Annotated in this window: 22 protein-coding genes; 15 read left to right on the forward strand and 7 right to left on the reverse strand. The window is 60.3% G+C overall.

Going from position 1 to position 25,715, the window contains the following annotated elements; all coding sequences use genetic code 11:
- Positions 1-181 precede the first annotated feature (181 nt).
- On the forward strand, positions 182-340 hold the full coding sequence (locus R3F07_00600; protein ID MEZ5274859.1) for a YqaE/Pmp3 family membrane protein: 159 nt from the start codon (positions 182-184) through the stop codon (positions 338-340).
- Between the two features lie 12 nt (positions 341-352).
- Here R3F07_00600 and R3F07_00605 read toward each other — a convergent pair whose 3' ends face one another.
- The gene (locus R3F07_00605) at positions 353-763 is read right to left on the reverse strand and encodes a hypothetical protein (GenBank protein ID MEZ5274860.1); all 411 of its coding nucleotides are present in this window, start codon (positions 761-763) and stop codon (positions 353-355) included.
- Between the two features lie 116 nt (positions 764-879).
- Between R3F07_00605 and R3F07_00610 the strand changes: the two genes are divergently transcribed.
- The 9 genes from R3F07_00610 (at position 880) to R3F07_00650 (ending at position 7,887) form a co-directional block, all read left to right on the forward strand.
- The gene (locus R3F07_00610) at positions 880-1,347 is read left to right on the forward strand and encodes a hotdog domain-containing protein (protein ID MEZ5274861.1); all 468 of its coding nucleotides are present in this window, start codon (positions 880-882) and stop codon (positions 1,345-1,347) included.
- A 19-nt stretch (positions 1,348-1,366) separates the two neighbouring features.
- Positions 1,367-1,876 (forward strand): cyclic pyranopterin monophosphate synthase MoaC, encoded by a 510-nt coding sequence (gene moaC, locus R3F07_00615; GenBank protein ID MEZ5274862.1) that lies wholly within the window; start codon positions 1,367-1,369, stop codon positions 1,874-1,876.
- Complete coding sequence (locus tag R3F07_00620; protein ID MEZ5274863.1) at positions 1,873-2,478, forward strand: molybdenum cofactor guanylyltransferase; 606 nt, start codon at positions 1,873-1,875, stop codon at positions 2,476-2,478. Before moaC ends, R3F07_00620 begins: the two co-directional genes overlap by 4 nt.
- The gene (locus R3F07_00625; GenBank protein MEZ5274864.1) at positions 2,460-2,708 is read left to right on the forward strand and encodes a MoaD/ThiS family protein; all 249 of its coding nucleotides are present in this window, start codon (positions 2,460-2,462) and stop codon (positions 2,706-2,708) included. Before R3F07_00620 ends, R3F07_00625 begins: the two co-directional genes overlap by 19 nt.
- A gap of 15 nt (positions 2,709-2,723) precedes the next feature.
- Positions 2,724-3,149: a molybdenum cofactor biosynthesis protein MoaE gene (locus R3F07_00630; protein ID MEZ5274865.1), complete on the forward strand. Its 426-nt coding sequence runs from the start codon at positions 2,724-2,726 to the stop codon at positions 3,147-3,149.
- Between the two features lie 80 nt (positions 3,150-3,229).
- A complete protein-coding gene (locus R3F07_00635) occupies positions 3,230-3,511 on the forward strand; it encodes a hypothetical protein (GenBank protein ID MEZ5274866.1) in 282 nt (93 codons plus the stop codon).
- Between the two features lie 227 nt (positions 3,512-3,738).
- Positions 3,739-6,699, forward strand: a complete 2,961-nt coding sequence (locus R3F07_00640; GenBank protein MEZ5274867.1) for an FAD-binding and (Fe-S)-binding domain-containing protein — start codon at positions 3,739-3,741, stop codon at positions 6,697-6,699.
- 187 nt (positions 6,700-6,886) lie between these two features.
- Positions 6,887-7,273 (forward strand): hypothetical protein, encoded by a 387-nt coding sequence (locus tag R3F07_00645; protein ID MEZ5274868.1) that lies wholly within the window; start codon positions 6,887-6,889, stop codon positions 7,271-7,273.
- A complete protein-coding gene (locus R3F07_00650) occupies positions 7,270-7,887 on the forward strand; it encodes a YceI family protein (protein MEZ5274869.1) in 618 nt (205 codons plus the stop codon). Before R3F07_00645 ends, R3F07_00650 begins: the two co-directional genes overlap by 4 nt.
- A gap of 111 nt (positions 7,888-7,998) precedes the next feature.
- Here the strand turns inward: R3F07_00650 and R3F07_00655 are convergent, their stop codons facing one another.
- Genes R3F07_00655 through miaB form a run of 4 tightly spaced genes read right to left on the reverse strand, consistent with a single transcriptional unit; the run spans position 7,999 to position 13,488 of the window.
- A complete protein-coding gene (locus tag R3F07_00655) occupies positions 7,999-10,899 on the reverse strand; it encodes a hypothetical protein (GenBank protein MEZ5274870.1) in 2,901 nt (966 codons plus the stop codon).
- Complete coding sequence (gmk, locus tag R3F07_00660; GenBank protein MEZ5274871.1) at positions 10,896-11,546, reverse strand: guanylate kinase; 651 nt, start codon at positions 11,544-11,546, stop codon at positions 10,896-10,898. The genes R3F07_00655 and gmk overlap by 4 nt, the downstream gene beginning before the upstream one ends.
- A 24-nt stretch (positions 11,547-11,570) precedes the next feature.
- Positions 11,571-12,110, reverse strand: a complete 540-nt coding sequence (locus tag R3F07_00665) for a hypothetical protein (GenBank protein MEZ5274872.1) — start codon at positions 12,108-12,110, stop codon at positions 11,571-11,573.
- Between the two features lie 16 nt (positions 12,111-12,126).
- Positions 12,127-13,488 carry a tRNA (N6-isopentenyl adenosine(37)-C2)-methylthiotransferase MiaB gene (gene miaB / locus R3F07_00670; protein MEZ5274873.1) on the reverse strand — a complete coding sequence of 454 codons (1,362 nt, stop codon included), beginning with the start codon at positions 13,486-13,488 and terminating at the stop codon, positions 12,127-12,129.
- A 119-nt stretch (positions 13,489-13,607) separates the two neighbouring features.
- On the opposite strand from miaB, the gene R3F07_00675 reads away from it, so the two are divergent.
- Positions 13,608-14,042 (forward strand): hypothetical protein, encoded by a 435-nt coding sequence (locus R3F07_00675; GenBank protein MEZ5274874.1) that lies wholly within the window; start codon positions 13,608-13,610, stop codon positions 14,040-14,042.
- Positions 14,043-14,084: 42 nt separating this feature from the next.
- Here the strand turns inward: R3F07_00675 and R3F07_00680 are convergent, their stop codons facing one another.
- Together R3F07_00680 and R3F07_00685 are read right to left on the reverse strand one after the other, a co-directional pair.
- Positions 14,085-15,074 (reverse strand): sodium:calcium symporter, encoded by a 990-nt coding sequence (locus tag R3F07_00680; protein MEZ5274875.1) that lies wholly within the window; start codon positions 15,072-15,074, stop codon positions 14,085-14,087.
- Positions 15,075-15,134: 60 nt separating this feature from the next.
- A complete protein-coding gene (locus tag R3F07_00685) occupies positions 15,135-16,301 on the reverse strand; it encodes an endonuclease/exonuclease/phosphatase family protein (protein ID MEZ5274876.1) in 1,167 nt (388 codons plus the stop codon).
- A 534-nt stretch (positions 16,302-16,835) separates the two neighbouring features.
- Between R3F07_00685 and R3F07_00690 the strand changes: the two genes are divergently transcribed.
- The 4 genes from R3F07_00690 (at position 16,836) to R3F07_00705 (ending at position 25,244) form a co-directional block, all read left to right on the forward strand.
- The gene (locus tag R3F07_00690; GenBank protein MEZ5274877.1) at positions 16,836-17,306 is read left to right on the forward strand and encodes a hypothetical protein; all 471 of its coding nucleotides are present in this window, start codon (positions 16,836-16,838) and stop codon (positions 17,304-17,306) included.
- 20 nt (positions 17,307-17,326) lie between these two features.
- Positions 17,327-23,404, forward strand: a complete 6,078-nt coding sequence (locus R3F07_00695) for an RHS repeat-associated core domain-containing protein (protein ID MEZ5274878.1) — start codon at positions 17,327-17,329, stop codon at positions 23,402-23,404.
- A gap of 836 nt (positions 23,405-24,240) precedes the next feature.
- Positions 24,241-25,017: a DDE-type integrase/transposase/recombinase gene (locus R3F07_00700; GenBank protein ID MEZ5274879.1), complete on the forward strand. Its 777-nt coding sequence runs from the start codon at positions 24,241-24,243 to the stop codon at positions 25,015-25,017.
- A complete protein-coding gene (locus R3F07_00705; protein ID MEZ5274880.1) occupies positions 25,002-25,244 on the forward strand; it encodes an integrase core domain-containing protein in 243 nt (80 codons plus the stop codon). Before R3F07_00700 ends, R3F07_00705 begins: the two co-directional genes overlap by 16 nt.
- The last annotated feature ends 471 nt before the right edge of the window (positions 25,245-25,715 follow it).

Raw genomic sequence — 25,715 nt, forward strand, 5'->3', positions numbered from 1 at the left:
GATCAGGCGCGCTCGCGGCCAGGCTTCCAGAGGTCGCATGCCGCACCGAATACGGTCCATCGTCACCTGATTTGTCGCTTGCCGCAGGCCGGCATTTCCTCACAATTCTCCCCCTGCCCGACGGGTGATTTCCCCTTTGCAATCCACCCGTTATTCGAAACCCAACCCGATCCCAATCCCCATGCCGATCCTCCTCATCATCCTCGCCATCATCCTCCCGCCCGTTGCTGTCTTCCTCAAGTCGGGTGCCGGCAAGGACCTCGTTATCAACATCATCCTCTGCCTCCTTTTTTACATCCCGGGCATCATCCATGCCCTCTGGCTGGTGACGAAAAAGTAAGTCGCCGTCGGGTCAGACCCGGGGCTCAGGCCTTTTCCGCTGGGCGACGGTGACGGGAAGCGACGCTTCCTGACGGCCGTCAATCGCCAGATCAAGGGTGTAGCGGTCAAAACGCTCAAACTTGAGCTGCTGCAGATTGACGATCAGGTTGATGGCCATGCTGTCCCGGCTGTCCGGGACGCGCACCTCCACGCTGGCCTCGATCGAAGGCACGACCAGTTTCCCGTCCGGATCGATAAGGTTGTAGCGGATATGGTGCCGCCCTTCCTCGACCTTGGCCACCCGGAGGCGGAGCGCCACCGCGCAGTGGGCATGCACGACCGGAGCCTCGCGGGCGAATATGCCGTCAAATGCGCCGAGCAGGCTGAGTTTTCCGCCGTAGTCGGCCGCGGAGTCACAAAGGGCAAAGATTTCAAGGTGCATGAAGTGACCGGAGTCTGCCCTCATCGCGCCCCGGGTTCCAGCAAAGAACGTCCATCCGACCCAAGGAAAAACCTGCTGGCTTGCGGCGCGCCGGAAACTGGGTGATGGATGGGGCGATGTCTGTCTCGCCTCCCCAGGTCCCGCCCGGCGTTTTTGCCTACGCGAACCGATCCCATTTTGATGAACTCGACGGACTGAACGTCGTCCATCATTCACGCTACCTCAAGCAGGTGGAGCGGGCCCAGCAGGCCATGTTTGATCGAATCATGGAAACCGACGGGTTCGATCCCGAGCGCTACCCCGATCTCTATGCCGTGGTCCGCCGACTCGACATCGAGTACCTGGAATCCATCCGCAGTGTCATCGACTACACGATCCTGCTCTCCGTCGAACGGCTCGGAGAAGCTTCCCTCACAACCCGGTTCGCCTTCCGCTCGCCCGACCATGCCATCCTCTACGCCCGGGGACGCCGCACCATCTGCCACTTGAGCAGCCAAACCCATCGGCCGTCCGGTTGGTCGGCCAGTTTCCGGGAGCGGTTCAGCCGCTGGGAATGCGACGGCAGGGACCTGAAATCGTTGTGATTGACCCGAATTTTATCCGATGAACACTCCCCGACTCTCCCACCTCGACCCGAAGGATCGCCCGCTGATGGTAAACGTCAGCGGCAAGAAGGTCACCCGGCGGACCGCGCGAGCCATCGCGGAGGTCCGCCTGCCGGACGATCTGGCCCGACTCTTCGACGGGCGGGAACTTCAGACAAAGAAGGGGCCGGTCTTTCAAACGGCCAGCCTGGCCGGGGTCATGGCGGCCAAGCGCACGGCCGACCTGATCCCGCTCTGTCATCCCCTTCCCCTCGATCATTGCACGGTCGAACTGGAAATGCATACCGACGGCCGGGTGGTGATCGAGGCGACGGTTTCGACCGAATCCCGGACCGGGGTCGAGATGGAGGCATTGACCGCGGCCTCGGTGGCCGCTCTCACCCTTTACGACATGAGCAAGGCCATCGCTCCGGGTATCGTGATCGAAAGAATCGGTCTGCTCGAGAAAACCGGGGGCAAAGCCGACGTCATTCGACCGGACCTCGATCATCCCTTGATCGAACCATGAACCCGACTCGAGGAGTTGTCCTGGCCGGCGGTCGAAGCCGGCGGATGGGTGAGGACAAGGCGTCGATTGTCCTCAACGGCCGGACGCTGCTTGAGCGTTCCGTCACCCTCCTGCGCGCACTCGATCTGCCGGTTACCGTCTGTGCCCGACGGGAACAGGTTCTTCCGGACTCGGGTTTTGCACGGGTGGATGACCCGGAGCCCGGCATCGGTCCGGTTGGCGGCCTGCTGGCCGCCATGACTGCTTGTCCTGGAGAGAGCCTCCTTGTCATTGCCGTGGATCTGCCCCGCCTGGAGGTTTACACCCTTGACCGGCTGCTCGACCAGCGGGATCCCGCGTATGCCGTCACCGCCTATCGGAGTCCCGGTGACACCCGGGTCGAGCCACTCTGCGCCATCTACGAACCCGCCGCCGAATCATTCATCCGTGCCGCGGTCGCCGCGGGAAGACACAGTCTGCGCCAGATTCTTGAAGATTCCGGAAGGCTCCGGATGATTGAGGCCGCTCATCCCCACCAGTTGATCGATCTTGATACACCGGGTGCCCTCGCCAATCTCATTTCCCGTTCCGACCCGACCATGCCATGCCAACCATCCACCTGAGCATCCGTTACTTCGCCCTCCTCAGGGAGCAACGGGGTCTGTCGGAAGAAACATTGAGCACCGCGCACACCAATCCGGCCGACCTCTACGAGGCACTTCGGCAGCAACACGGTCTCACCCTGACCGCCGAAAGCCTGCAGATCGCGATCAACGACGAATTCATGCCATGGAGCACCCGCCTCAAGGACGGAGATACCATCGTCTTCCTTCCACCCATGGCCGGTGGATAATACTCAAGGGCACAGATGATTTCCTTCACCCTCTCGACCGATCCGATCGACCCCGTCCGCCTTGGGGCAGAACTGGAGAACCATGAGGCCGGGGCCCTCGTCACCTTTGAGGGGCGAGTCCGCCTCTACAACGCTCAACGCGAGGTCACCCGGCTTGATTACGAGGCCTTCGGTCCACTGGCCCTCAAGGAAGGGACGCGGATCGTCGAAGAAGCCGCGGCCCGGTTCCCCATCCTTTCCGCCGTGTGCGTCCACCGCACCGGCTCACTCGGCCTGGGGGAGTCCGCCGTCTGGGTCGGCGTGATTTCCAAGCACCGCTCCGCCGGGTTCGACGCCTGCCGGATGATCATCGACGAGGTCAAGAAGCGGGTTCCCATCTGGAAGAAAGAACACTACGCCGACGGGGACTCCGGATGGATCAAACCCGACCCCCGGCCTTAGGTCTGACCGACCCGGAATCCCGGGGCTAAACTCCCGGCTCAAAGTGCCGATAGCCCTAAACAAGCCTGAAGGCTACCCGGATGAATCACTATATCGAGAGTCTCCCCACCGTCGGTGGCCTCCCCCTGGATGCTGTCGCCGTCTTCGTACTTCTACTGGTTGGAGTCCTGGCGATCCTTATCGCGATCAAATACACGTCCCGGGTCAATCCCTACGTGCTTCTCGCCTTCCTCGTTGTCGGATCAGCCGGTGTTTTCACTTCCTGGACCTACAACCGGAACGAGCCGGCCTTTGTCTCACCGGTCATCGATATCCTCGCCAACTGGCTGCCCCAGAAAGCGCCGGAACCGATGACCTACTGAAACGAGGGACGGGTGCCATCCGTCAGTCGGCTTCCGGCCGCCCCCACAGTGTTGGCGCTGCGCCTGAAGCGCCGGACTCCGCCTTCCGGCCGGGCTCAGCCCTTTTGACGGCATTCCTGCCCTCCGGGTCGTCAACCGCCTGACGGCAACCCACGCTGAAGCCCCGGGAAGTTTCCCTGATTCGGCCTTGAGCCTCCAATCGCGCCAGGCAGGATCATGGGCAACGCATGCCGGCCCTGTCTTCGAGCCCACACCAAACCGCCTCACCACCCGATATCGACGCGTTTTTCGACGCTCTTCAGGGTGAGGGATTCACCGGTGAGATCCGTCGCGACCTCGCCACCCGGGTTGTCCATGCCACCGACAACAGCATCTATCAATTCCTCCCGGCCGCCGTTGTCCATGTTCGTTCGGCCGACGATGTCGGCCGACTGCTCCGACTGGGCTCGCAGGAGCGTTTCCGGGGCCTGAGTTTCTCGGCCCGGGGGGGCGGGACCGGGACCAACGCCCAATCCCTGACCGAGGGAATTGTGGTGGACTGCTCCAAGTTTCTCAATCGCATCCACACCATCGATTCCGATGCAGGCTGGGTCGAGGTCGACCCGGGGGTCATCCTTGACAACCTCAATTCCGCCCTCCGGCCACTTGGCGCCTTCTTCGCCCCGAATGTCTCAACTTCCAGCCGGGCCACCCTCGGCGGGATGATCTCGACCGACGCCTGCGGCCAGGGCTCCCGCATCCACGGGCGGACGAGCAATCACACCATCGCCCTGCAGATCGCGCTGGCCGATGGATCCACCCACTGGATACAATCTTGGGAACCGGAGGAGCTGAGCGGCATCCTCGCGGGACACCCGTCCCTGGCTCGAATCGTCCGGACGGTGGAGGAGGTCGTCAGAACCCGGGCCGCCGAAATTGAGCGGGTCTTTCCCCGTCTCAACCGGTTCATGACGGGCTACAACCTGGCCCATGTCCGCAGTCCGAGCGGCCGCCTCAACCTGGTGCCGCTCATCTGCGGATCCGAGGGCACTCTCGCCATGGTGGTGCGGGCGCGTTTGCGTCTGACCCCGTTGCCGCGCTTCCGGCAGGTTGTCGTCCTGAAGTACGCCCGCTTCCTCGACGCCCTCGATGATGCCGGCCCCCTCTCCATCCACCAGCCCGCCGCGGTGGAAACGCTGGATGAGAAGATCCTCGAACGTCTGCGCGAGGACGAGATTTTTCCCCGGATTCGGGAATTGCTGGGCGAGGATATCGGCCGCGGCACCGGCGCTACCAACTTCGTCGAGTTCACCGGCGATGACGCCCGGGTGATCGAGGACGCGGTTGCCCGTCTCCTGCGTGCGCTTGACGCTGCGGAATCCCCCCATCCCAAGGTGATCGGTTATCTGCGGACGAAAAATCCCCGGGAAATCGCCGATCTCTGGGAAGTCCGGAAGCGCGGAGTCGGCCTGCTCGGAAACCTGCCCGGCCGACGCAAACCCGTCGCCTTTGTCGAGGATACCGCTGTGCCTCCCGAGGAACTCGCCGCATTTGTCCGCGAATTCCGCCAACTCCTCGACCGCCACGGACTCGAGTACGGCATGTACGGACACGTCGATGCCGGCTGCCTGCATGTGCGTCCCGCACTCGATCTGGTCGATCCCGCCGACGAAGCCCTCGTCCGGACCATCTCCGACGAAGTGGTCCGCCTGGTGAAGACGCACCACGGCATCATGTGGGGCGAACACGGCCGGGGACTCCGCAGCGCCTACACCCCCGAGTTCTTCGGACCCGAACTGCACCGCGAACTGCGCCGGGTCAAGGAGGCCTTCGACCCCGACAACCGACTCAATCCCGGAAAGATCGTCACCCCGCTTTCGCGAGGTGAATCCGTCCTGCCGGTCGAGTCACCCATGCGCGGCCAGATCGACCGCACCATCCCGTCCGGGCTCCGCACGGCCTGGGAGAAGGCCTTTGACTGCAATGGAAACGGCGCCTGCTTCACCGAGTCGGTCTCCTCGGTCATGTGCCCATCCTACAAGGCAACCCGCGACCGGATCCATTCCCCGAAGGGCCGGGCCATGGTCATGCGGGAATGGTTACGGCAGGGATTGCCGGTCAAGGGGCCATTCGCCGACGAAGTCAAAGTCGCCATGGCCGGCTGCCTCGCCTGCAAGGCCTGTGTGACCCAATGCCCGATCCACGTGGACATCCCCGATTTCAAAGCGCGCTTTCAGGAAGCCTACTTCCAGGAGAACAGGCGCACGCTGCGCGACTTCATTCTCTCGAATTTCGAGCGGGTGGCCGGACTCGCTTCCGGACTGGCCCCGCTGGCACGCGGAGTCGGCCAGTCCTCCATGGTCCAGGCGCTGATGCGGAAAGTCGGGTTGGTCGATATGCCGGAATTCAGCGTACCGGCGTTGAAATCCAGGATGACGCGGGCGGGCATTTCTTTCTTCAACGGTCGATCCGGCGGCGAACTCGTTCCGCCTTCGGACCGAACCGTCATTTTGCTTCAGGATGCCTTCACCTCCCTTTTTGAGCCCGAGGTGGTGATCGACGCCTGTCGCCTGATCCGCCGGCAGGGGTGCCGGGTTTTCGTGCATCCCTTCTTCGAAAACGGCAAAGCGCTCCACATCAAGGGCTACCTCGACCGGTTGCGGCAGGTCATCCGCTCGAATCTGGAACTGCTGTGCCCCCTTCAGGACGCCGGTTTCGAACTGGTGGCGATCGAACCCAGCGTTGCCCTGACCTATCGGGATGAATACATCCGTTTCGGACCGACCGAGGCCCGCCGGCTCAAGGTGCGGACTCTTCAGGAATGGTTGCTTGCAACCGTGAATGACCCCGTGGTTTCCCTTGCCCAAGCGGCCGCGCCAAGCGCGGTCCTTCTCCCCCACTGCATGGAATCGGCGGGGGATCCTAGTCTGACATCGGCCTGGAAGACCATCTTTGCCCGTTTTGGCCTTGAGTTGAAAATCGAAAGCGTCGGGTGCTGCGGAATGGCCGGAATCTACGGGCATGAAGTCGAACACGCCGCCACTTCCCATGCGATTTTCGACCAGCAATGGCGGCCCATCCTCGATAAGGTGCCCACGGAGATCCCGATCCTCGCCACCGGGTTCTCCTGTCGTCATCAGGCCTCCCGTTGCTCGCAGGTTCGAATCCATCATCCGGTGAGTTTCCTTGCGGAAACACTTGTCGGCTGAGGATGTTCACCGTTCTCCCTGCAATCGAGATTCCCTCCAGGCGTGCGCCTGGACCCGCTCATCCTCCGATCCGGATAAAAGCAACGCCAGCCTCTCCCGGCCATCGGGCCAATCCCGTCCGCCAACGAAATCCACCCGGTCGCTTGCGCCCGTGGCATCCTCACTCCATATTCCAAAACCTCCGACCATGAGATCGTTCATTCGCCTGTTTGCCCTGGCCATCATTCTCTCCACCGCCCTCTTCTGGTTCACCCAGGGCGCCCATTCCGGCTGGACACAGCGCTATGTCACCCGGACGGAACTGGATCCGGTCACCGGGATCGAATATCCAGTCAAGGAGATGCGGTTCGTGCCCGGGGTCGACTTCCTCGGCCTGTCCGGCCTCGCTGCCGTCATCGTCTTCAGCAGCTCCTTCATGTTCCGCCGCCGAAGAGAGATCCAGCGGGAGATTCCCCTGTCGGTTGAACCCCTCAAGTCCGCCCCCCCGGCCGGCCCCATTCCTTCAACCCAAAACAACGACAACAACAACGAAACGGACGAGACTGCAGAATCAGAAGAGAAACGACTCACATGAAAACAGCCATCACCACCATTCTGGCCGGAGCCTCGCTCGGCCTGTCCCTCGCTCAAGCCGCTCCGATTGATTTCGATTTCAAGGATCCGAAGGGCGTCAACAACATCGTCTTCCAGCTCGACGCCCCCCTCGAATCAATCAACGGGACGGCGACCGGCATCACCGGAAACGTCTCTTTCGATCCGGATGATCCGACCTCCATCGCTGGAAGCATCGTCCTCGATGTCAACTCGCTGACCGTCCCCAACAGCACCATGCAGGGGCATCTTGTCGGTCCCCGCTGGTTGGATACGGCGGCTCATTCCAACATTGTCTTCGAAGCGGTAGCCGCCGCCAACGCCCGTACCGTCAACGACAGCACCGTGGTCGACCTCACCGGAAACCTGACGATCAAGGGGGTCACCAAACAGATGACGGTGCCGGTCAAGATCACCTACCTCAAGGGCAAGCTGAAAGCGCGTGGCGGGACGGACAGCGACGGCGATCTTCTCGTCCTCCGGTCCAGCTTCGTCATTCTGCGGGATGCTTTCGGGATCAATCCCGGGCAGAACCTCGACAAGGTCTCCAACGAAATCGAGCTGTCGCTGAGCCTCGTGGGAATCGCGCCCTACTGACGGAGGGCCGGCAGGAGAATCCGGATTGCAGCCGCGGCACCCTGCCGCCACGCGTCGGTCGAACGCCTCAGGAGACCGTCTCTGGGGCGAATTCGCCTCAATCCGGCGGATTCACGGCACCGGTCCGGCCGCGCGGTCAGTCACGGTCCATTGGTGGACCCGCAGGCCCAGAACCCGTTCATCGGCACCCATGCCCAGATCAATCGGCCGGAAGGAATCGCTCTTCAGGTCGAGTCGAAGGCTGTCTCCAGCCCGGGCCGGCGGGAAATCAATGATGGGGACTGAGATCCGGCCGGGCGGGGTTACGAATCCCTCGCCGAAGACGGTTTCGCCATTGAGCTGCAATTCGATCCTGGTCCCGTCGGGCGGCAAATCCTGGATGTCGAGGTCGATCCGACGGACGACATAACCGGCAGGCAGGGGCATTTCCACCCAGGCCGCGCCGTCGGTCCAGCGAAAGGGTCCTTTCTCATTGACCTCAAGATCATGGAAACCTCCCTCAACCTCATCCGCTCTTGAGGAGACGCCGATCTCGAAGGTCCCCTTCGAAGCAGGCTGATCGGAAAGCGTGATCCCATGGAGGCGGATTCCGAGACGGCGTTCATCCCCACCCCGTCCGGGAATCTCCGCCGGGACAATGGTGCCGCTGAGTATCTCCAGATCGAGTGTGCGATCGCGAAGCGATGCCGGCAGATCCACTTCGAGGCGGCCAGGGGCGGTCGCCAGAGACTGGCGATAGATCTCGGTTCCGTTGACCCGAAAGACAACCTCATCCCCCAAAGGCGGCACGTCGCGGATGTCAAAGACCAGGGATTTCGGCCAATAGCCTTCCTCCAGGGGAATCCGCAGTCGGGCGGCTCCATCGGTCCAGCGGAAGGGTCCCCATTCATTGGACTCATCTCCATGAAACCCTGCTTCCTCGACTCCGGGCACTGCGGTGTAGCCGACCCTGACATTGCCGTAGCCCAATGCCGGATCGCGTGGTGCCGATTTCGACTGATAGAGAGTCAGGAAATAGTCGGCGTGCGCAATTTCGGTCGGCGGTGGCGCCGTCGTCGGAGCAATGAAATCGAATTCCAGATGAAGACGTTCCTTATTCTCGTAAGGGATCAGGTAATCTCGATTGGTCTGGGTGAGGTAGTAAACAGTCCCGCCCGGAACGACATTTTCCTCGATAATCGTCCGAATCAAGGCGGGCATCTTCGGGTCTCCCAGGTCGACGCGAACCACCCGGAGACCCAGTCCCGGATAAAGTGGATCAAAAAAGAGCGTGATGGTGTCGGCGAAAACAAGAGCATCCGGTTCGATGCGCGCCGCGAGATCCTGAAGGAACGAATCCGACCCACGGTTCTCCTTGAAGAAAAAGAACGCCGATGACCGGGGCGCCATGACCAGTGCCAGCAACAGACAGGTCCCAAAGGCCACATAGAGACGACCGGTCCGATTCCTCAAGCGCCGGGTCAGCACCTCGAATCCCAATCCCGCCAGCAGGGCGCAGCCGAGGAGGGTGACCGGAACAAAACGCCGGATGGCCCAGGGGTGATCGGGGTAGATGCTCGGATCGTAAAGATAGAGCGTCGAGAAGCCGATCCAGATCACCAGCGGTAGGATCCAGGCCGGGTTCAACCGATTCCGGAGAAGCTGCCAGATTGCGGCTACCAGGCCGAGCAGGACGAGCAAGGCGGCCGGTTCGGAGAGGTAAGCGACCAGATTGACCAGGGTATCTTCCCGAAAACTCCGCCCTTTCAGCGGGCTGATCATATCGAAAGGCGGCGTCATCGGGCGAACAAGGTAGGCCCAGGCAATCAGAGCAAGGATCAGACCGGTCAACCCGAGAGCCACCCACCGATTCCCCATTATCCCGGTGACAAACTCGCGAATTCGCCCAAAGACGAAGAGCGCGGCCAAGGGAAGCAGGATCAGGGTCAGAACGATTATTCGCAGCAACAGAGGGGCAATGGAGTCAAAGTACTGTTCCGTGAAGACCACATAAGCGCCTGCCCCTCCAATAGCGATCGAGAGGGCCGCGCACCCTGCCAGCAGCATCAGGCGGATATCTGAGGGAAGAGCGGCCGGGGCGCACTGACCCCAGATCAACACGGCCGCCAGAGCCACGACCAGGGTCGGGACAAAAACGAGTCCATCGATCCGAATCCAGAATACCGCCCCGAGAAGGATGCCCCCCATCGCGACGACCGGCAGGCGTCGAATCAGCCAGCCTCCGGTCAGACAGAGCATGGCGGCGGCCACAAAATGCTGGGCCGAAATCTCACTCAGGGTGATCCGAGCCATCCAGAGCTGAGCCGGATTCAGCAGAAAAACCACCAACCCGACGAGCGCGGCCGGCCGGCCCAGAAACTGTCGACCCATCCGGTAGACCACCGGCACAGTCAAAGCGGCAAGGATCGGGTTGAAGCCGAGGGCTCCCGCCCTCCCGAAGACGCCGACCGATTGGGCCATCCAAATCGCGTAAATGGGAGGAAACTGCGCCTCCATCCGATGCCTCATGAAACTGAGGTTCGAGAGATTTTGAAGGTAGTATACCGGATGATACCGAACTTCGCCAAAGCTCTCGAAAGGAAACGGGATCCAAACGCTTCCGGTCCGGGCAATATGGAGGGCATGGTTGGCATAGCCTCCCTGGTCGCGACCGCCGAGAAAGGTCTCCCCGGTATAGACAAGGGACAGCACTCCGTAGGCGGCAGCCAGAAGGACAACCAGCCAGCCCATCCCGGACATTTCGAGTTTCGCCAGGTCGTCCCGCCAGTTGATACGACTGCCTGCCAGGGCCGCCACCATCCACCCGAACAGACCGAAGACCCAGGGATGGAAGAACCCGAATGCACCGGCGACAAGCATGGGAACCGTCCAGAGAGTCAGCCCGATGGCCGGCGCCAGAACGCCGCGATCATTCGGTCGGGACAGACCCAGGCGGGTGGCCAGGGCGTATCCGGACAGAAAGACGCCGGGGTACCAGCCTGCCGCCGCGATGACCCCCAACCAGTCCATCATGAACCCGCACCCCGCGGATCGGGCTGCTCAAGCATCCGGGATACCCGCCGCTTCTCCGCCTGCCAGATGGCGTGAATCACCTCAAAGTCCTCGTCCTTCGACCGACTCCTCACGCAATAATCGTAATTCGCCCATTCGCCCAGTTCCGAAAGGGCCGTCCGGAGTCGACGCTCGATCTCTTCTTCGGGATCCGTGGCACGTCCGCGCAGACGCAGCCGCAGTTCATCGAGGTCCGGCGGCATCAGAAACACCGTGACCAGGCGCTGGCGCAGCAACGCATTGGAGTCCGCTGCCCTCCTGAGGCTGGAAGCCCCCTGGACATCGATATTCATGCACAAGTCGATGTTGTGCATCAGCTTGTCTTCAACCACCCGGCGAAGGGTCCCGTAGCGGTTGTCGTGCACCCTGGCCCACTCGAGAAAAGCGTTTTCCTCGACGAGACGGTCAAACACTTCGTTGGTGAAGAAAAAATAATCGCGCTCATGCACTTCGCCCGGTCGGGGCTCCCGGGTCGTTGAAGTGACCACCCGTTCCACCCCGGGGCAGGCGGCGACCAATCGTTCACAAAGGGTGGTTTTCCCCGATCCGGCCGGTCCGGACAGGACAAGAAGGAGAGCCGGGGGGATTTCAGTCGGAGGATTGTCCACGATCGGGATCCGGGGAATCTTGAGTCAGTAGGTCAGAGCGACAATCAATAGAACGAGCCCATAGGTCGCGGTGATCATCCCGACCAGCCTCGGCCGGCTGCCGGTCGCAAAGAGCCAACTGAAGAAATCGCGAGTCCGGTAAGGGGCAACCGCGAGATAGAGCGCCAGGAAAATGGCCAGATAGACGACCGAAACGAGAAAGAGTCGTTGAGGAAGCTGATACTGCATGAAGGCCGAATTCAGGATGGCATCCGCCGTCAGGAGGGTGAGCGCCGCCGTTCCCCGGACCGCCAGAAAGTCAGGGACATACCGAAAGGACAAGACCGCCAGCGCGGCAAAAGCCACGAAAAGAATGGTCCGGTAGCGGCCAAAATCGGCCTCACCCAACTGGGTGATCCGGTAAAGGGTCCAGATCGCGGCGATCGTCACCGTCACGTAGGCCGCGCGGCGCGAACGAGGGAAGGTGCGCAGAACCGAGCTGATCACTTTGCCGTTCCAGAGGAGGGCTGCACCGGCCGCCAACAGGGCTAGACCGGTGAGGAGAGTTGTGAAAAAGAGGGACATGAATGAAATGAGAAAGTCAGAGATCGACCCCAGTCAATTGGACCGACCCGTAAAGCGAGCTGGTGGAAGCCCGCTCGATGCGGATCGGCACCAGCGACCCGATCAGGCGGTCATCCGCATCAAAATGAACCACGCGGTTGCCTCGAGTCCGACCCATGTAACGACCATGACGCTTGCTCGGGCCTTCGACGAGAACTTCCTGCACCGACCCGATGAGAGCGGCATTGCGCTGGCGTGAACGGTCGGCCAGGAGGTCGAGAAGGACCTGGTTGCGGGCCGTCTTGACCTCTTCATCAATCTGGTCGCCCATCACCTCGGCCGGCGTGCCCGTCCGGACGCTGTAGCGGAAGATATAGGCCATGTCATAGTTGACCTCCTCAAAGAGCCGGCGCGTCTCCTCGAAATCTTCGTCAGTCTCTCCCGGAAAGCCCACAATCACGTCGGTGGAAAAGTAGATGTCCGGCACCGCCTCCCGCAATCGCTCGACGATCTCGAGGTAGAGCTTCCGGGAATAGGGCCGGTTCATGGCCCGCAGGATGCGGTCGGATCCGGATTGGACCGGGAGGTGTACATACTCGCAGACTTTGGACAGGTCACGAATGGCCTCGACCAGGTCCTGTCGGAAACCGCGGGGATGTGGTGAAGTGAAACGGATCCGCTCGATCCCCGGCACCTCCTGTATCCGCTCGAGCAACTGCACAAACGGACTCCTGCCGCCGACCACCGGGATGATGGACCGGCCGTAACTGGTCACAATCTGCCCGAGCAGGGTGATCTCGCGGGTGCCCGCCCCCGCCAGTTCCTCCACTTCATCGACGATCGCCCCGATCGGTCGGCTCCGTTCCGGCCCCCGCGTCTTTGGCACGATACAGAAAGTGCAGGCCATATTGCAGCCCTGCATGATCGAGACATAGGCACTTACCTGGCCGTCCGGATCCAGATGATCACGGATCGTGTCCTGTGACCCTTCCTCGGCCTCAAGGTCGATCAGCGTGCTTGGCCGCGGACCCTGTCCGTCGAGAGTCGCCACGATTTGATCGAGATGATCCGGCACCTGGTGAAACTTCTGGGTTCCCACGATAAGGTCGAGGTCGGGCAGGCGATCCATCAACTCCGATCCCCGGTTCTGTGCCATACAACCCATCACTCCGACGATGAACCGCGGGTTCTTCCTCTTGCGCGCCGTCAGGTAGCCCGCCTTGCCGATCGCCTTCTGCTCCGCCTGATCCCGCACGCTGCAGGTGTTGAGCAGGACAATATCCGCCTCCGCCTCGTCTCCGACGATCGCATATCCCCGGCTGCGCAGCATGGCCGCAACCGCTTCGGAGTCGCGCTCGTTCATCTGGCAGCCGTAGGTTTTGATGTGAACCCGGTTCATGGGAGGAAAGGCCAAGGCATAGGCACGGCCGGAGGCAGGTCAAACGCGAATGGATCACCCTGTCGCCGGAAAGGGACTGGTGGCTTTATTTCGATGGATTCCGGACGATAGACGTCTCCATGACGGCCGAAGAGCTCAAAGACCGGACCAAACGTGCCCTTTCACGGATGAATGAAATCTACGGATGCCCCGTCTTCGATGAATGGGCGCTTGTCGTGGTCGCCCAGGGTAAGGGTCAAGTCATGCACTACGACGGCCCTCGCGCCGATGTCTTCACGGTTGCTTTCTCCCGGGACATTGCGCTGCTTCGCCAGCAACTCGAAGGGCGGACCTACTTCGCCGGCGAGTTCGAGTTCATCACCGACGGCCACGGGACCCTCTTTGACGCCTTCGTCAAGGTCTCCGACTCCGCCTTCCTGATCTGCAACAATACGCAGGTCGCCATGAGTCGCATCCGGGGCAACACCCAGTGGCTGAAAGCCCAGGTTCCCTTTGCCGGTCTCTGCGCCCGCATCAGCGAATCACCGCTCGAGATAGTCGACGCCGCGGCGTGAGCAGGGCATGATATCCGTCGTGCGGCGCCGAAGATTCGGCGTTCACGAGAGCGCACCCCGGTAGAGAAAGACGCCGTAAGCCAGGATCAAGGCGATCCCCAACCATCGGGGTACCCGGCCGAAGGTGGCGAGGACCCCGAAGTGGAGAACAGCCGCGCCGATCAGAAGGATCATACCCGGTGCAAAAACCCCGGGCAGGCGAATCGGATGGAGAACAGCCGCCACCCCGAGACAGAGTGGAATGCAGATATGGCCGTCGCCAATCTGGGAGGCATAGACGACATCCGCCTGCCGCTTCCACCCATAATAGACCGCGAGTGTTGCATTCGGCAGGACCATCAACCAGCCGGTCATCCACCCCAGTTGATCCTCACCCAGCCAGGGAACTTGCAGGCCGGAGAGCCAGGCCACCAGCCAATCGAGACTGGTCACCAGGAGGAATGCGCCCACAAGCAGGAGAGTCACGTCAACCGCCAGTAAGGGGCTGATCCCCCGACGTTCCGCCACGTTGGTCTTCATCACGTCATAAACATGGAAGACCTGCCAGAAGAGGAAAATCAGGATGAGGACGATCCCGTCTCCCAGGTCCAGCGACCCGTCCCGACCGAGCGCCCAGGTGGTCCCGGAAAAGAAGATTACCGCCAGAGCGGTCAGCAGAAGCGACAGTCGATTGACCTGCTGGGCGCGCTTCTCCCGAATCCGCCTCCGTTTTCCGTCCACCACGGTCAGGCCCCAGATCGCGGCCGGTATTCCGATCAGGAGGGTCAGATTGGTCACGTTGTTGACCAGGCAGTTTACGACCACCTCGCGCCCGCCGTGACGCTGCGAAGCGACCACAAAAACAAAGATCAGATTCCCCAGGCCCGAACTGTAGGGCATGATGAGCGTGCCGAGGGCCGTTCCCTCAAGACCCCGTTCCATCATCGTTTCGGTCCGCCAGATCATCAGCGCGGTTGCTCCGAAAAAGAGCAACAGGTAGACCAGCGGAAGGCCGGCGCCAATCCGATCGATTTCTGCGGTCAGTAAACTCACCCATCTCCTAAACGACCGCGGAAGGATCCGGCTTAGCCGGAACTGTGCAGACGAACAACCTCAGTCGCCAAGGTCGAGGTCGACCCAGACAAGATGGTGATCGGAAACCTCGGTCCAGGCCGACTCCGGTTCCTCCCGCCGAGGCCAGAATACCCCGCTGGCCTCCACCTCCAGACCGACCGATGGGAGGACATAATCCACCCGCAGGTTTCCCGAGTGGGCATCGGGAAAGTCGGCCGTGTCAAAGGCCGGATCACCCCGGTGACTTTCGTTGGCCCGCCGCTGCTCATCCGCCGCTTCCACCGCCCCGCCACTGCGGGGCGCAATTCCTCTCATGACCCGGGGGTGTTCGAGCAACCTGCCGATGGCGTCATTCACCGAATCTCCGTCGAACGGATCCGCGTTCATGTCGCCCAGAATCACGAAATCCGCCCCCTCGGCCAGCCCGCCCGCGCCGCCCAAGTCATCCCGAATATAGGTGTCCCGACCCGGTGTCAGGTAGTCGGCCCAGAAACGGATCTCATCGTGATTGCGCTTTCCGTTGCGATCTTCCGGCCCGTCAAAAACCGGAGGGGTCGGATGAGACACAAGAAGATGCACCACCCGGTCATCGATCCGCACCGGCAGATCCCAGTGGCTCTTTGACGAAAGTCGCAGAACCGCAAGAGCCGCCTCCGAGTAAAAGGAATACCCGGACTCAGGATCGACCGGCAGAAGAGCTCCCGGCATGTCTTTCCAGAGAAAGTTCTGAAAGGTGCGGATGCCTTCCAGATCGATCGGATAGCGTGAGAGGACGACCATCCCGTACTGTCCGGGAAAAACACCCCAGCCGAATGAATCATTTCCAGGAGTGAGTTTCCCGTCTCCATTCAGATCCACGCCGGTCGGGACGCCGGTATTGACCGCCGCTGCAAAGTGATAGGGGTAGTCAATCGGCTCTTCCCCACCCTGCCCGATACCCAGGTAATGGGTCTGAAAACCCGCCAAGGCGATGCCATCCGGATCATGATCGAATTCGTTGATCAGGACAATGTCCGGCCGCACCCGCTGGAGGATGGCCGCGACTTTCTGAGCCTGGTCATTTCCTGGCACCGAAAGATCCCTGATCAGTTGACCTTCCTCAGCCCGATTGAGCGACGCATTGAAGGTCGCCACCCGGACGGTCGCGTCAGCCGGATGAGCGAACTGGGAAAACAGACCCAGACAAAGAACAGTAAGCCTCCGCATCACCGCCGATTCAAGGCCCGCGGCCACCCCAAGCCAAGACCAAACCAACCGGGACAAGCCGACCCGGCGCAGATCCAGTCTCTCCTCGAACGGATGATCAGGGATGCTCCAGAAACAGAGCCGACTTTCACCGACTCCGTGAGAGGGTGATATCCGACCGGATACGGTTCCCAATGCTGCGCAGATTCTGGATCAGCCGTGCAGGAAATTAGCCCAACTTATTGCTTGCCCCCCCATAAAATAGGCTAAAGCCGAGGTCATAGGGAAATGAGGCTACCCCACCATCAGCTCGGTCTTGCCCGCGGAGTCTTTGTTCGCCGCGTGCACCGGCAACCGGTTCCCCCAGTCGGCGGTCTGGCTGGCCACTGCCTCGTGCCGGCCGCGTTTTGCCAGTCCACCCGCGCCGGGCCCCCACCCGGCAGGTTCCCTTCCTACTGCTTCCCGAATGCTTCCTTCAGGTCCCAGGCGCATCTATCCGGTCGTCCCACCGTCCTGTGGAAGCTCGATCCACAACCTGACCCCATCGAATAACCAATGAAGCTCCCAAATCGTTCATTACTCATCGTCGTACTCGCCATTCTTTCCGTGGCGGTCGCACCTCTTCGCGCCCAAATCGATGACGCCGGCATCGATGATCTTGCCAGGGACAGAGCTTCGCTGGAAATGGTCCTGCAATTGCTGCGTTCCGAAGGAGTCGGCGCCATCAATCTTGATGGCCTGGCGGCGCTGAAGCTTCGCCTGGCCAACCGACCGATCCCCGACGTTCGAGACGTTCAGGGACGCGTGGACCTCGCGCGCGCCTGGAAACTGCTGGCCGCGGTCGATCACCAGCTTGAAGGAGACACGCCCGATGTGCTGGAGACCCTTCGTATTGCCTACAACCTGAACCCGGAGGATCGGGAAGTGAGCCGGGAACTGGCCCATATCCAGCGCAAAGTCGACGCGGTACAGGAACGGTTGGATGAGGCCGCTCGTCTCCGCGAAGCCACGGCAAGAGGAAACTGAAGCAAGCGAGGACTGAATCAATGACACGCAGGACGCTCGATTCCCGCCTGGTTCTTGTGGCTGCTCTTCTGGTGTTCCTCCCGGAAGCGACGGCGCAGGTCATGGACAATCCCGTCGCCATCCCAGTGACTGTGCACGCCCAGTTCACCAGCAGTTCCTCTCAGACCCTCACCCTCACCTGGTATGGAGAAACTTCACTGCAGAGCGGCGACGGATCGGACGATGTCACTTGGAGCAGCAACGGCTCTGGGACCACCCAGACCGACCCGCAGAAAATCGACGTGCGCCCGGGCAAAACCTATGACTTGAGGTTGTCTGGCAGCGCAAGCATCACCGGCTACACTGTTGAATTGGCGGGTCCTCCCGGTTATGACTTTTTCATCTCCGAGATCTCCAATTCCGATCCCATTAACCGCCCTTTGGTTTCGTCCGGAGCGACCTTGGATGACCTCAATGAGGACTTTGATGACTACAAGATCATGGTGCAGCCCTCGGGCTATGCCGGTGATCTGATCCCGTTTGCCCAGTCGACTTCTTGGACGACTGACAAGCTGGTTTGGAAAGTCGGCATGGGGCAGCTGAAGAATGGCTCCGCCGCAGGCGCCATCTCGATTGGCGCCGAGGAGTTTGCTTCAATCAATTTCCAGCCCTCCGATCTCTACTACTCCGCCCCGTCCACCGAGGTCTCGGTCGTCTTTTCAGGCGGCGTGCTGCGCCAGGTCAATGCGCCTCAGGGGTTGGCCGACATCGTGACGGTCAATTCGACGACCTACGAGATCCGCTACTATTCCTGGAAAGATGTGGGACCCTTCAGCGGTGGCATCTACACTCTCGTCGGGTCGCCCAACGCGGTGGCCACCTACCGTATTTACAAGGCCGCGACCAACAATATCGAAATCAAGAAGTCAGTCGATTCAGACTACTGGATCACACGGTTGAACTGGGTTTACCTCCTGGATTCCTGGGAGATGCACGACTGGACAAAGAACGCCACTCCCACCGGCAACGCGATGCGCAAGGTCATCACGACCAACTCCACGGCCGGCAGCACCAAGACCACGGTTGTCTCCGAATACGGACGAAATCTTAATGCAGGTGGCGATTACAGTTTTTCCGGTTATCAATCCACACCGTCACGTCGCACACGCAAGACCTACACCAACTATGCCTGGGGTTGGGAGTTGACCAGGCTCGAGGAAGGTTGGGACGGGACAAGCTCGGCGCTGCGGACCACCGACTTCGAATATTACACGAGCATTTATGACGGACTGGGCCACTACCGCCAACTCAAGAAGGTGGTTTTTCCGGACGGTGGCTACAAGCGTATGGTGTACGAGGATACCTTTGAGAGGATCGGACTGGTCAAGGAGATCTATGAGCCGTTTGAGGATGCCAATGAGGGAAAGAAGACGGTCTATGTCTATGGTCCGGACTTCTCGGGAGATCGGATGCTTCCGACCTCGATCATCACCCGGGTCAAAGACAGCGGTGGCGACTACCAGAAAGTGGGTGAGCGTTCGATCGCCTACAACACCTCCGCCATCACCAGAAATGGCGAACCAGTCCGCCAGGAAACGATCACCGATTACGCCTCTTCCTCACTGACCGAAGTTACCGTAAGGCAAGTCTACCAGGAAGACGCGTCCGATGCCTACCTGCGGGGGCAGCCTTATTCGATCAGGAATCCGGACGGCACCCAGGTCTCGTTCGCCTACTACACGACGGCGATCTATGAGTACTATGAGGGCGCCTATGTCTGGCGGACCTACTACGTGAAGGACTCGGTGCTGGGCAACAGTTCCAGCCCGTCTGGTGAGACCAGCAGTGCGCTCTCTTCATTGAATGGCGAAACGATCGAGGCGATTTATGTGATCGAGAAGAAATCGACCCAAAGCGGATCCTGGTTTGATGTCGGTGGGGTAGAGGCAGCCAACCGCCTTAGCCTCAATACCACCGGCACAAGCTTCGAACTGGCCTCGGCCAGCAGCTATGGCTATGACAATGCGGGACGCCCGACCGTGAAGAAGGTGCTCACCTACGCCAATGGAGCGCTGCAGGCTACCAATACGGTGTATGAGGCCACCTACGTATCCGGTGAGTTGTTCACCGAAACGGACGAGGTGGGCAATCTCAAATCCTATTGGTTTGACCGGCAAGGTCGGGTGGAGGAGATCAAGACCGAAGGCTATTCCCTGGACTCGGGAGCGGGCACGCCCGAGGTGGACGATGTCTGGAATAGCTTCCGATTCGACGGTGCGAACCAGCGGATACGGGCCGAACGCGGTGACAGCGGCGGCTCGGAAGCGGTGGTCAGTTCCTGGACCTATGATGTGGCTGGTCGCCTGACGTCAAAAACCCTGGACTGCTGCCGCACGGTCAGTTTCCAGTATCCGGCCGCCGATCAGATCAAGACGATCAACCCGGACGGCGGTTACAAACTCGAAGACTTTTTCAGGGACGGGTCACTCGACAGTGTCACCGGCGATGCCCAGCCTCCCCGGTATGTCCGAAGCCGCTTCGCGGCCAACCAGATCGAAGCCTGGACTGCCCTGAAAAGTTTCACGGTGGGTACCTATGAAGATGGCTGGCGCATCGAACGCTTCGATTGGCTGGGCCGCGCCGTTGAGGTCGAAGAGCCGCTGTGGAACGCCAGCGGTGGGCACCCATCTCGCCTCACCAATATTGAGTATGCGAATGGGCGCCAGAAGCGCACCTACCAAGAGTATGAAATTTGGGAGGAGGAGAATGAAGAATACGTTCTGAGCTCATCGGGCTACCCGGCTCTCTTCGAATACGACGGTCTGGGCAGGCTCAAGCGCACTGCCCTGGACGCGAACAATAACCAGGCCATCGATCTTGCCACCGACAAGCAGATCGCCGAATCAAGGATTGATTTCGTAGAGGATGCCAGCGGCTACTGGTGGCAATCCACGCGTAACTATGCTTACCCGACCGCGTCCAGCTCCACCGCTGAACCGGTCAAGGAGGAGAGGATCAGGCTGGCACCCGACGCCAACTCGCTGGGACGGATGATGTCGATTGATCTGCTGGGCGACGAAGATACGGGCTCCAATGGTCGACCCAGGGCCACGAGCATCCTGGCGGTTGATCGCACCAAAGCGCTGGTGACCGAGACCACCTCGTTCGATCCTTACCCCACAGGAGATCGGGTGCGCGTCTTCAAAGCCGGGCTATTGGTCAAGGACACCGATCCGGCCGGAACCAAGGTCGAGATCGACTACGACAACCTGCGCCGCCGCTACAGCACGACCGAACGCGGTTCGGTCAAGACGCTGCTGACCTACGAAAGCGGCAGCATGGACCGCGTGCGCTACATCACCCGGGACTACGGAGCGGGTACCCTGACCGTCCGGGAGAATGTCTACAACTCAACCACCGGGCGCCTCGACCGCCACATCCGCCGAAACAAGGTTTACGGTACGGAGCGATCTGAGAACACCTATTACACCTATACCAAGCAAGGACGGGTCGATTACCAGTACGGCGACGGCGCCTTCCCGGTTGACTACGTCTACAATGCCTACGGTCAATTGGTTGAACTGCACCAATACCGCAACACCTCGGGCACGAACAAGACCACGGTCAAGATGCTCTACGACGATGAAAGCGGCCTGCTCAAGGAGAAGCGCCACTACTCGACCTCGAGCGCCTACAAAGCAACGAAGTACGAATACAACGATCAGGACAAGGTGAGCAAGCGCATCTGGGCGCGCTCCAGCGGCGGGACGCTAAAGACCACCTACTGGTATGACACTACCGAACGCCACCTGGTGAAGGAGGACTACTCGGACACCACCCCGGACGTGACCTACACCTACGACCGGATGGGACGGGTTGAAACGGTAATCGATGCCGCGGGAACGCGCAAGTTTCTGCGCGACAGTACCTACGGCAACCTGATCACCCTGGAGGAGGATCTTGACATCTCGGGCTCGGGCAAGTTTGGTAACCTCACTGTGCGCTACCCCACCGAAGACGGCTCAGGCACCACCGTCAAGGCCCGGCCCAAGGGTGTCGAGTTGGGCACGGGCACCGGTGGCTCGTTCTCTGCCTATCAGAGGCAGCACTACGGCTATGAAACGACCGGCGGACGCATTTCCCATGTCGGGACCTGGACCTCGCAATACAACTGGTACCGCCAGTACGATTACACCTATCACACCGACAGCAACCTGATGAAGGATACGACCTACAGTATCCACTACAAACGTTCAACCGAGTACGAGTCATGGCGAAACAACCGCTCCCGCCAAAAGACGGAGTTTCTCCAAGGCAGCACGCTTACCGTCAAATCCGACTTTACCGTGCCAGTCTTCACCTGGCAGGATCAGATCGAGAAGTGGCGATTGAACGGAACTGCGGCGACCGATGAGTTGACCGATCACTACGGCTGGTCAAATACGGCCGATGTCAAGCAGAAGTACGACCTGAAGGGCCAGGTCATTGAGCGCGACTATGATTGGATCGGAAGCAGCGCGGAAGACACCTACACTTGGGATTCTGCGGGCAATCCGACCAGTTTCGACGGGAAGGGCTATTCGGCCAATGGCCTCAACCAGATCGAACCCACCGGGGGAGGCTCAAGCGATTTCGTCTACGACGACGACGGCAACCTGACCGGTGATCTCGAGTGGACCTACACCTATGATGCGCAAAACCGGTTGACCAGGATGGTCTCCAAGTCGGGCAACGCGGTCCATCCCAAGCGCCTGGAGTTTGACTACGACTACCTGCACCGACGCATCGAAAAGCGCGTCTACAACGCCACCAGTGGCGGCACCCTGACCTGGCAGCGCCGCTTCGTCTACGACGGCAGCAACGTCATTGCTGAAGTCGACGCCAGCCAGAACATGGTGCGCTCGTTCCACTGGGGTCTGGACCGCGCCTCAAGTCTGACTGCGACCGGCGGCCTGGAAGCCCTCTTGCTGATCACCCGTTGGGACGGCCAACATGCCTACTGGCCGGCCTATGACCTGCAAAGCAACGTGGTCGGGCTGATTAATCGTTCCCAGGCGTTTGAGGCCGCCTACCAATACGACAGCTTCGGAGCGGCCACCAAAGTCGGATCCCTGGCCTACAACCACGCCAACCCCTTCCGCTTCGCCACCAAATACACTGATGACGAAAGTGGGTTGGTGTATTTCGGGCACCGCTACTACAACCCGAAAACAGGGCGATTCATCAACCGGGATCCCATCGAGGAAATGGGTGGCTTCAACCTCTACCGATATACCAACAACGATGCCATCAATCGGTGGGATTACCTAGGATTGAATCCGACACTAGAGCCCATCAATAAGGTTCCAATAGCTCTTGACGAATTTGTCGTAAACAGTAGCGATTCACCGCCCGTCAATTCCTCGCCCTACCAGCTGGGCGTGATCGGTGAGCCCGGTATCTCCGACTTCGATGATCTGTATCGCGCCGCAAATGGGGACCCTGCGGGTTTTGTTCCAAACAACGAGAAGGACCAAAAGGATCAGTGGTCGAAAGAGGACTGTGCGAAATTGAAGTCTGATATTAGTCGGATGAACTCCGAACTCGGACAGCTACTCCAGAACAACGGCGGCCAAAGTTTCCTAACCAGTAACCGCGAAGCGTATGTAAACACTCAGATGTATGGTTCGCCGAATGGAATGACTGCGAGCGACGTTGTCTCTCTCGCGAGCGATTCGCTTACAATATCAGGTGCGGCAATTATGCCAACGAGGTTCAAAGGTGGTGGCCAAGTTGTCGGAGTTGTGTCGCACGTAACTAACTACGGTTTGGCGGGATACCACTACCAGGAAGGCAATTATGGCATGGCACTAGCCCATGGCGTCGCTGGAGTTACTGACTACTTGAGTATCCTTTCGAACGAAGTTAAGCCGCTACAGGTGCCGATGGCTGTTATCGACGTTGGTAAGGCTGGCATTGCAACAGCTTCCATTGCTGGTGGACAGTACTACCGCAACAAGATGGATAATATCAATCGAGAGGGTATCGGAAGCTACTTCGACGCGATGCAGGGCTCAGAAACCCGCCGTCGCGCAGCGATATCAGAAAGCCAAAAAACGTACAATGAGAACTGCAAGTAAATGGGGGTTCGCAGCGTGCGTTTTCTTGAGGGTCTGCTCTGTTGTGATATTGGCCTTCACCGCAAGATCTCTGGTTTTAGATATAAGAATTTTTATGCATTCGAATAGTATATCGATTCATTTTGTTGAGACGGTTTTGGCACTGATTATTGGCATAGCACTCTACGTTTCAGCACCATCTTTCGCGAAGAGAATCGATGGAATGATAAAGGATTGATCCAACATCTGGATACGCTCAACTTGCGTTCAACTCCTGCAATGCGGCACCAGCTCACCCGCTGCCGCGTGCTCGGGGCTGAAGCCCTCCCGCCAGCAAAATGCTGTCAGGCCTGTTGCTGTCTGCGCTCGGCACAGCCGCCCAACTTGGTCGGCTTCCACGCCTCTCTAGATAATTAGTGCCCCACCCGTCAGGGCAGCAGCACCCAGCCCGCCAGCCGTTCCGCCTGTCACGCTGGCTGCTCGCTTCCCTTCCTCCCCGGGACCCGCCCCGCGAGCTTTCGTCACTTCGTGCCGACACGGGGCACCCGATCCCTGTCCTCCCACACACAGTGTGGGGGCTCCGAGGCGCAGGCCGTATGTCGTGGCCGGTGCCTGGAACGCTCGCCAGCCCCGGCCGTCGATTCGCGTCTCCACCTACGCCGCCAAACTAGGCCGCGCGCGGCCGTCGAACAAGTGCCGGCGCTTCACGGCGGAGCCGCGAATCGCCAGCTCGGCGGCTGCGGCGTCCAGCCAATGGCCCCGCCACACGGCCCACGCCTCTACGCCCTTACGGTATGAACCGGAGAGATCGGTAACAGATAGTCCAAAGACATCGGTAACACTCCGAAAAGGGCGTTATGCCCTGGAAAGAAGTAGAACCGATGGACGAGAAACTGAAGTTTGTGACCCTGGCTCGGACGGGTCGCTTTACGCTGAGCGAGTTGTGCCGGGACCATGGCATCAGTCGCAAGACCGGGCACAAGTATCTGGCGCGTTACGCCGAGTCGGGTGCGACTGGGCTGCAGGAGCACAGTCGGCGTCCGAAGAGTTCGCCTGCCTCGACCGACGCGGCGGTGGAGGCGTTGATTGTGAAGGAGAGGCGAGGGCATCCGAGCTGGGGTCCGAAGAAGCTGTGGGTGATCCTGCAACGCGATCACGGCATCGAACAACCGCCGGCGCGCAGCACGATTGGGTTGATCCTCAAGCGGCATGGGTTGAGCCAACCGCGCGGCCGTGCGCCCGGGCTTTACCGGGTCGCCTGCGAGCATCTTACCGAGCCGACCCGGCCCAATGAGGTGTGGACGGTGGACTTCAAGGGATGGTTCCTGTGCGGTGACCGGCAGCGGTGTGATCCGCTTACCGTGTGCGATCGGTTCAGCCGCTACGTGATCGCCTGCCATGCCTGTCCCAACCAGCAGTATGCCCGCACCCGGCGCGTCTTCGCCCAAATGCAGCGCTACCACGGTCTGCCCGATATCATCCGGGTGGACAATGGCGCGCCGTTCGCCTCGGTGGCTTGGGGAGGGCTCTCGCGTTTGAGCGTGTGGTGGATTGAACACGGCATCGAGGTGGAGTTCTCACCCCGTCCAGCCCTCAGGAAAACGGCTCGCACGAGCGCATGCATCGCGATCTGAAGGCCGAGGCAACTCGTCCGCCTTCGGCCAATCTGAGCGCCCAACAGAAACGCTTCCAGCGCTGGCGATACGAATACAACCATATCCGTCCACACGAGGCACTGGACATGCTCACACCCGCCGATGTCTACCGCCCCAGCGCCCGACGCCTGGGTGAAAAGGTCAAAATCACCTATCCGCACGACTACGTCGTGAAGACGGTCAGACTCCGGCCATATCAGCCATGAAGGGCACGCCTATTACCTGGGCGATATCTTTGCCGGCTGCCGCGTCGGGTTGTTTATCAACGAAGAAGAAGTGATACAACTGCACTACGCGAACCTTCATCTGGGCAACCTCACCCTCAACGATGGGGCGGATCCATTCCGGCCTGCGGCCTACATTACCCGCCCCATCGAAAACCCTCGACTCCCCAAATCCAAGAAGAGAACAACAAGGAAAGTGTAACCTATGTCCTTGGACGATGTGTTACCGATGTCCGTGTCGCACATTACGGACTGAAGGGGGATCCTATAGGGTCAGCCCTAACTTTTTGCTGTCCACCCGAGCGAACTCTTCTTTTGGCCTCGATCGTGTACGGGAACCAAGTCTCCGATCTGTGGCGGGTCTAGATGTCCAGGGGGTCCAAGTTTCCTTGATTCTGTGCAGCCTACAAAGCGTTTCCCTTCCCTTCCATGCCCCGGGATGTCTTGTGAGAA

Source organism: Opitutaceae bacterium (assembly GCA_041395105.1).
In the GTDB taxonomy this organism is placed as follows: Bacteria; Verrucomicrobiota; Verrucomicrobiia; order Opitutales; family Opitutaceae; genus B12-G4.

Bases quoted from the DNA above. Each gene is read 5' to 3' on its own strand.
- R3F07_00600 (MEZ5274859.1), top strand. From the start codon at position 182: ATGCCGATCCTCCTCATCATCCTCGCCATCATCCTCCCGCCCGTTGCT.
- R3F07_00605 (MEZ5274860.1), bottom strand. From the start codon at position 763: ATGCACCTTGAAATCTTTGCCCTTTGTGACTCCGCGGCCGACTACGGC.
- R3F07_00610 (MEZ5274861.1), top strand. From the start codon at position 880: ATGTCTGTCTCGCCTCCCCAGGTCCCGCCCGGCGTTTTTGCCTACGCG.
- moaC (MEZ5274862.1), top strand. From the start codon at position 1,367: ATGAACACTCCCCGACTCTCCCACCTCGACCCGAAGGATCGCCCGCTG.
- R3F07_00620 (MEZ5274863.1), top strand. From the start codon at position 1,873: ATGAACCCGACTCGAGGAGTTGTCCTGGCCGGCGGTCGAAGCCGGCGG.
- R3F07_00625 (MEZ5274864.1), top strand. From the start codon at position 2,460: ATGCCAACCATCCACCTGAGCATCCGTTACTTCGCCCTCCTCAGGGAG.
- R3F07_00630 (MEZ5274865.1), top strand. From the start codon at position 2,724: ATGATTTCCTTCACCCTCTCGACCGATCCGATCGACCCCGTCCGCCTT.
- R3F07_00635 (MEZ5274866.1), top strand. From the start codon at position 3,230: ATGAATCACTATATCGAGAGTCTCCCCACCGTCGGTGGCCTCCCCCTG.
- R3F07_00640 (MEZ5274867.1), top strand. From the start codon at position 3,739: ATGCCGGCCCTGTCTTCGAGCCCACACCAAACCGCCTCACCACCCGAT.
- R3F07_00645 (MEZ5274868.1), top strand. From the start codon at position 6,887: ATGAGATCGTTCATTCGCCTGTTTGCCCTGGCCATCATTCTCTCCACC.
- R3F07_00650 (MEZ5274869.1), top strand. From the start codon at position 7,270: ATGAAAACAGCCATCACCACCATTCTGGCCGGAGCCTCGCTCGGCCTG.
- R3F07_00655 (MEZ5274870.1), bottom strand. From the start codon at position 10,899: ATGATGGACTGGTTGGGGGTCATCGCGGCGGCAGGCTGGTACCCCGGC.
- R3F07_00665 (MEZ5274872.1), bottom strand. From the start codon at position 12,110: ATGTCCCTCTTTTTCACAACTCTCCTCACCGGTCTAGCCCTGTTGGCG.
- miaB (MEZ5274873.1), bottom strand. From the start codon at position 13,488: ATGAACCGGGTTCACATCAAAACCTACGGCTGCCAGATGAACGAGCGC.
- R3F07_00675 (MEZ5274874.1), top strand. From the start codon at position 13,608: ATGACGGCCGAAGAGCTCAAAGACCGGACCAAACGTGCCCTTTCACGG.
- R3F07_00685 (MEZ5274876.1), bottom strand. From the start codon at position 16,301: ATGCGGAGGCTTACTGTTCTTTGTCTGGGTCTGTTTTCCCAGTTCGCT.
- R3F07_00690 (MEZ5274877.1), top strand. From the start codon at position 16,836: ATGAAGCTCCCAAATCGTTCATTACTCATCGTCGTACTCGCCATTCTT.
- R3F07_00695 (MEZ5274878.1), top strand. From the start codon at position 17,327: ATGACACGCAGGACGCTCGATTCCCGCCTGGTTCTTGTGGCTGCTCTT.
- R3F07_00700 (MEZ5274879.1), top strand. From the start codon at position 24,241: ATGCCCTGGAAAGAAGTAGAACCGATGGACGAGAAACTGAAGTTTGTG.
- R3F07_00705 (MEZ5274880.1), top strand. From the start codon at position 25,002: ATGCATCGCGATCTGAAGGCCGAGGCAACTCGTCCGCCTTCGGCCAAT.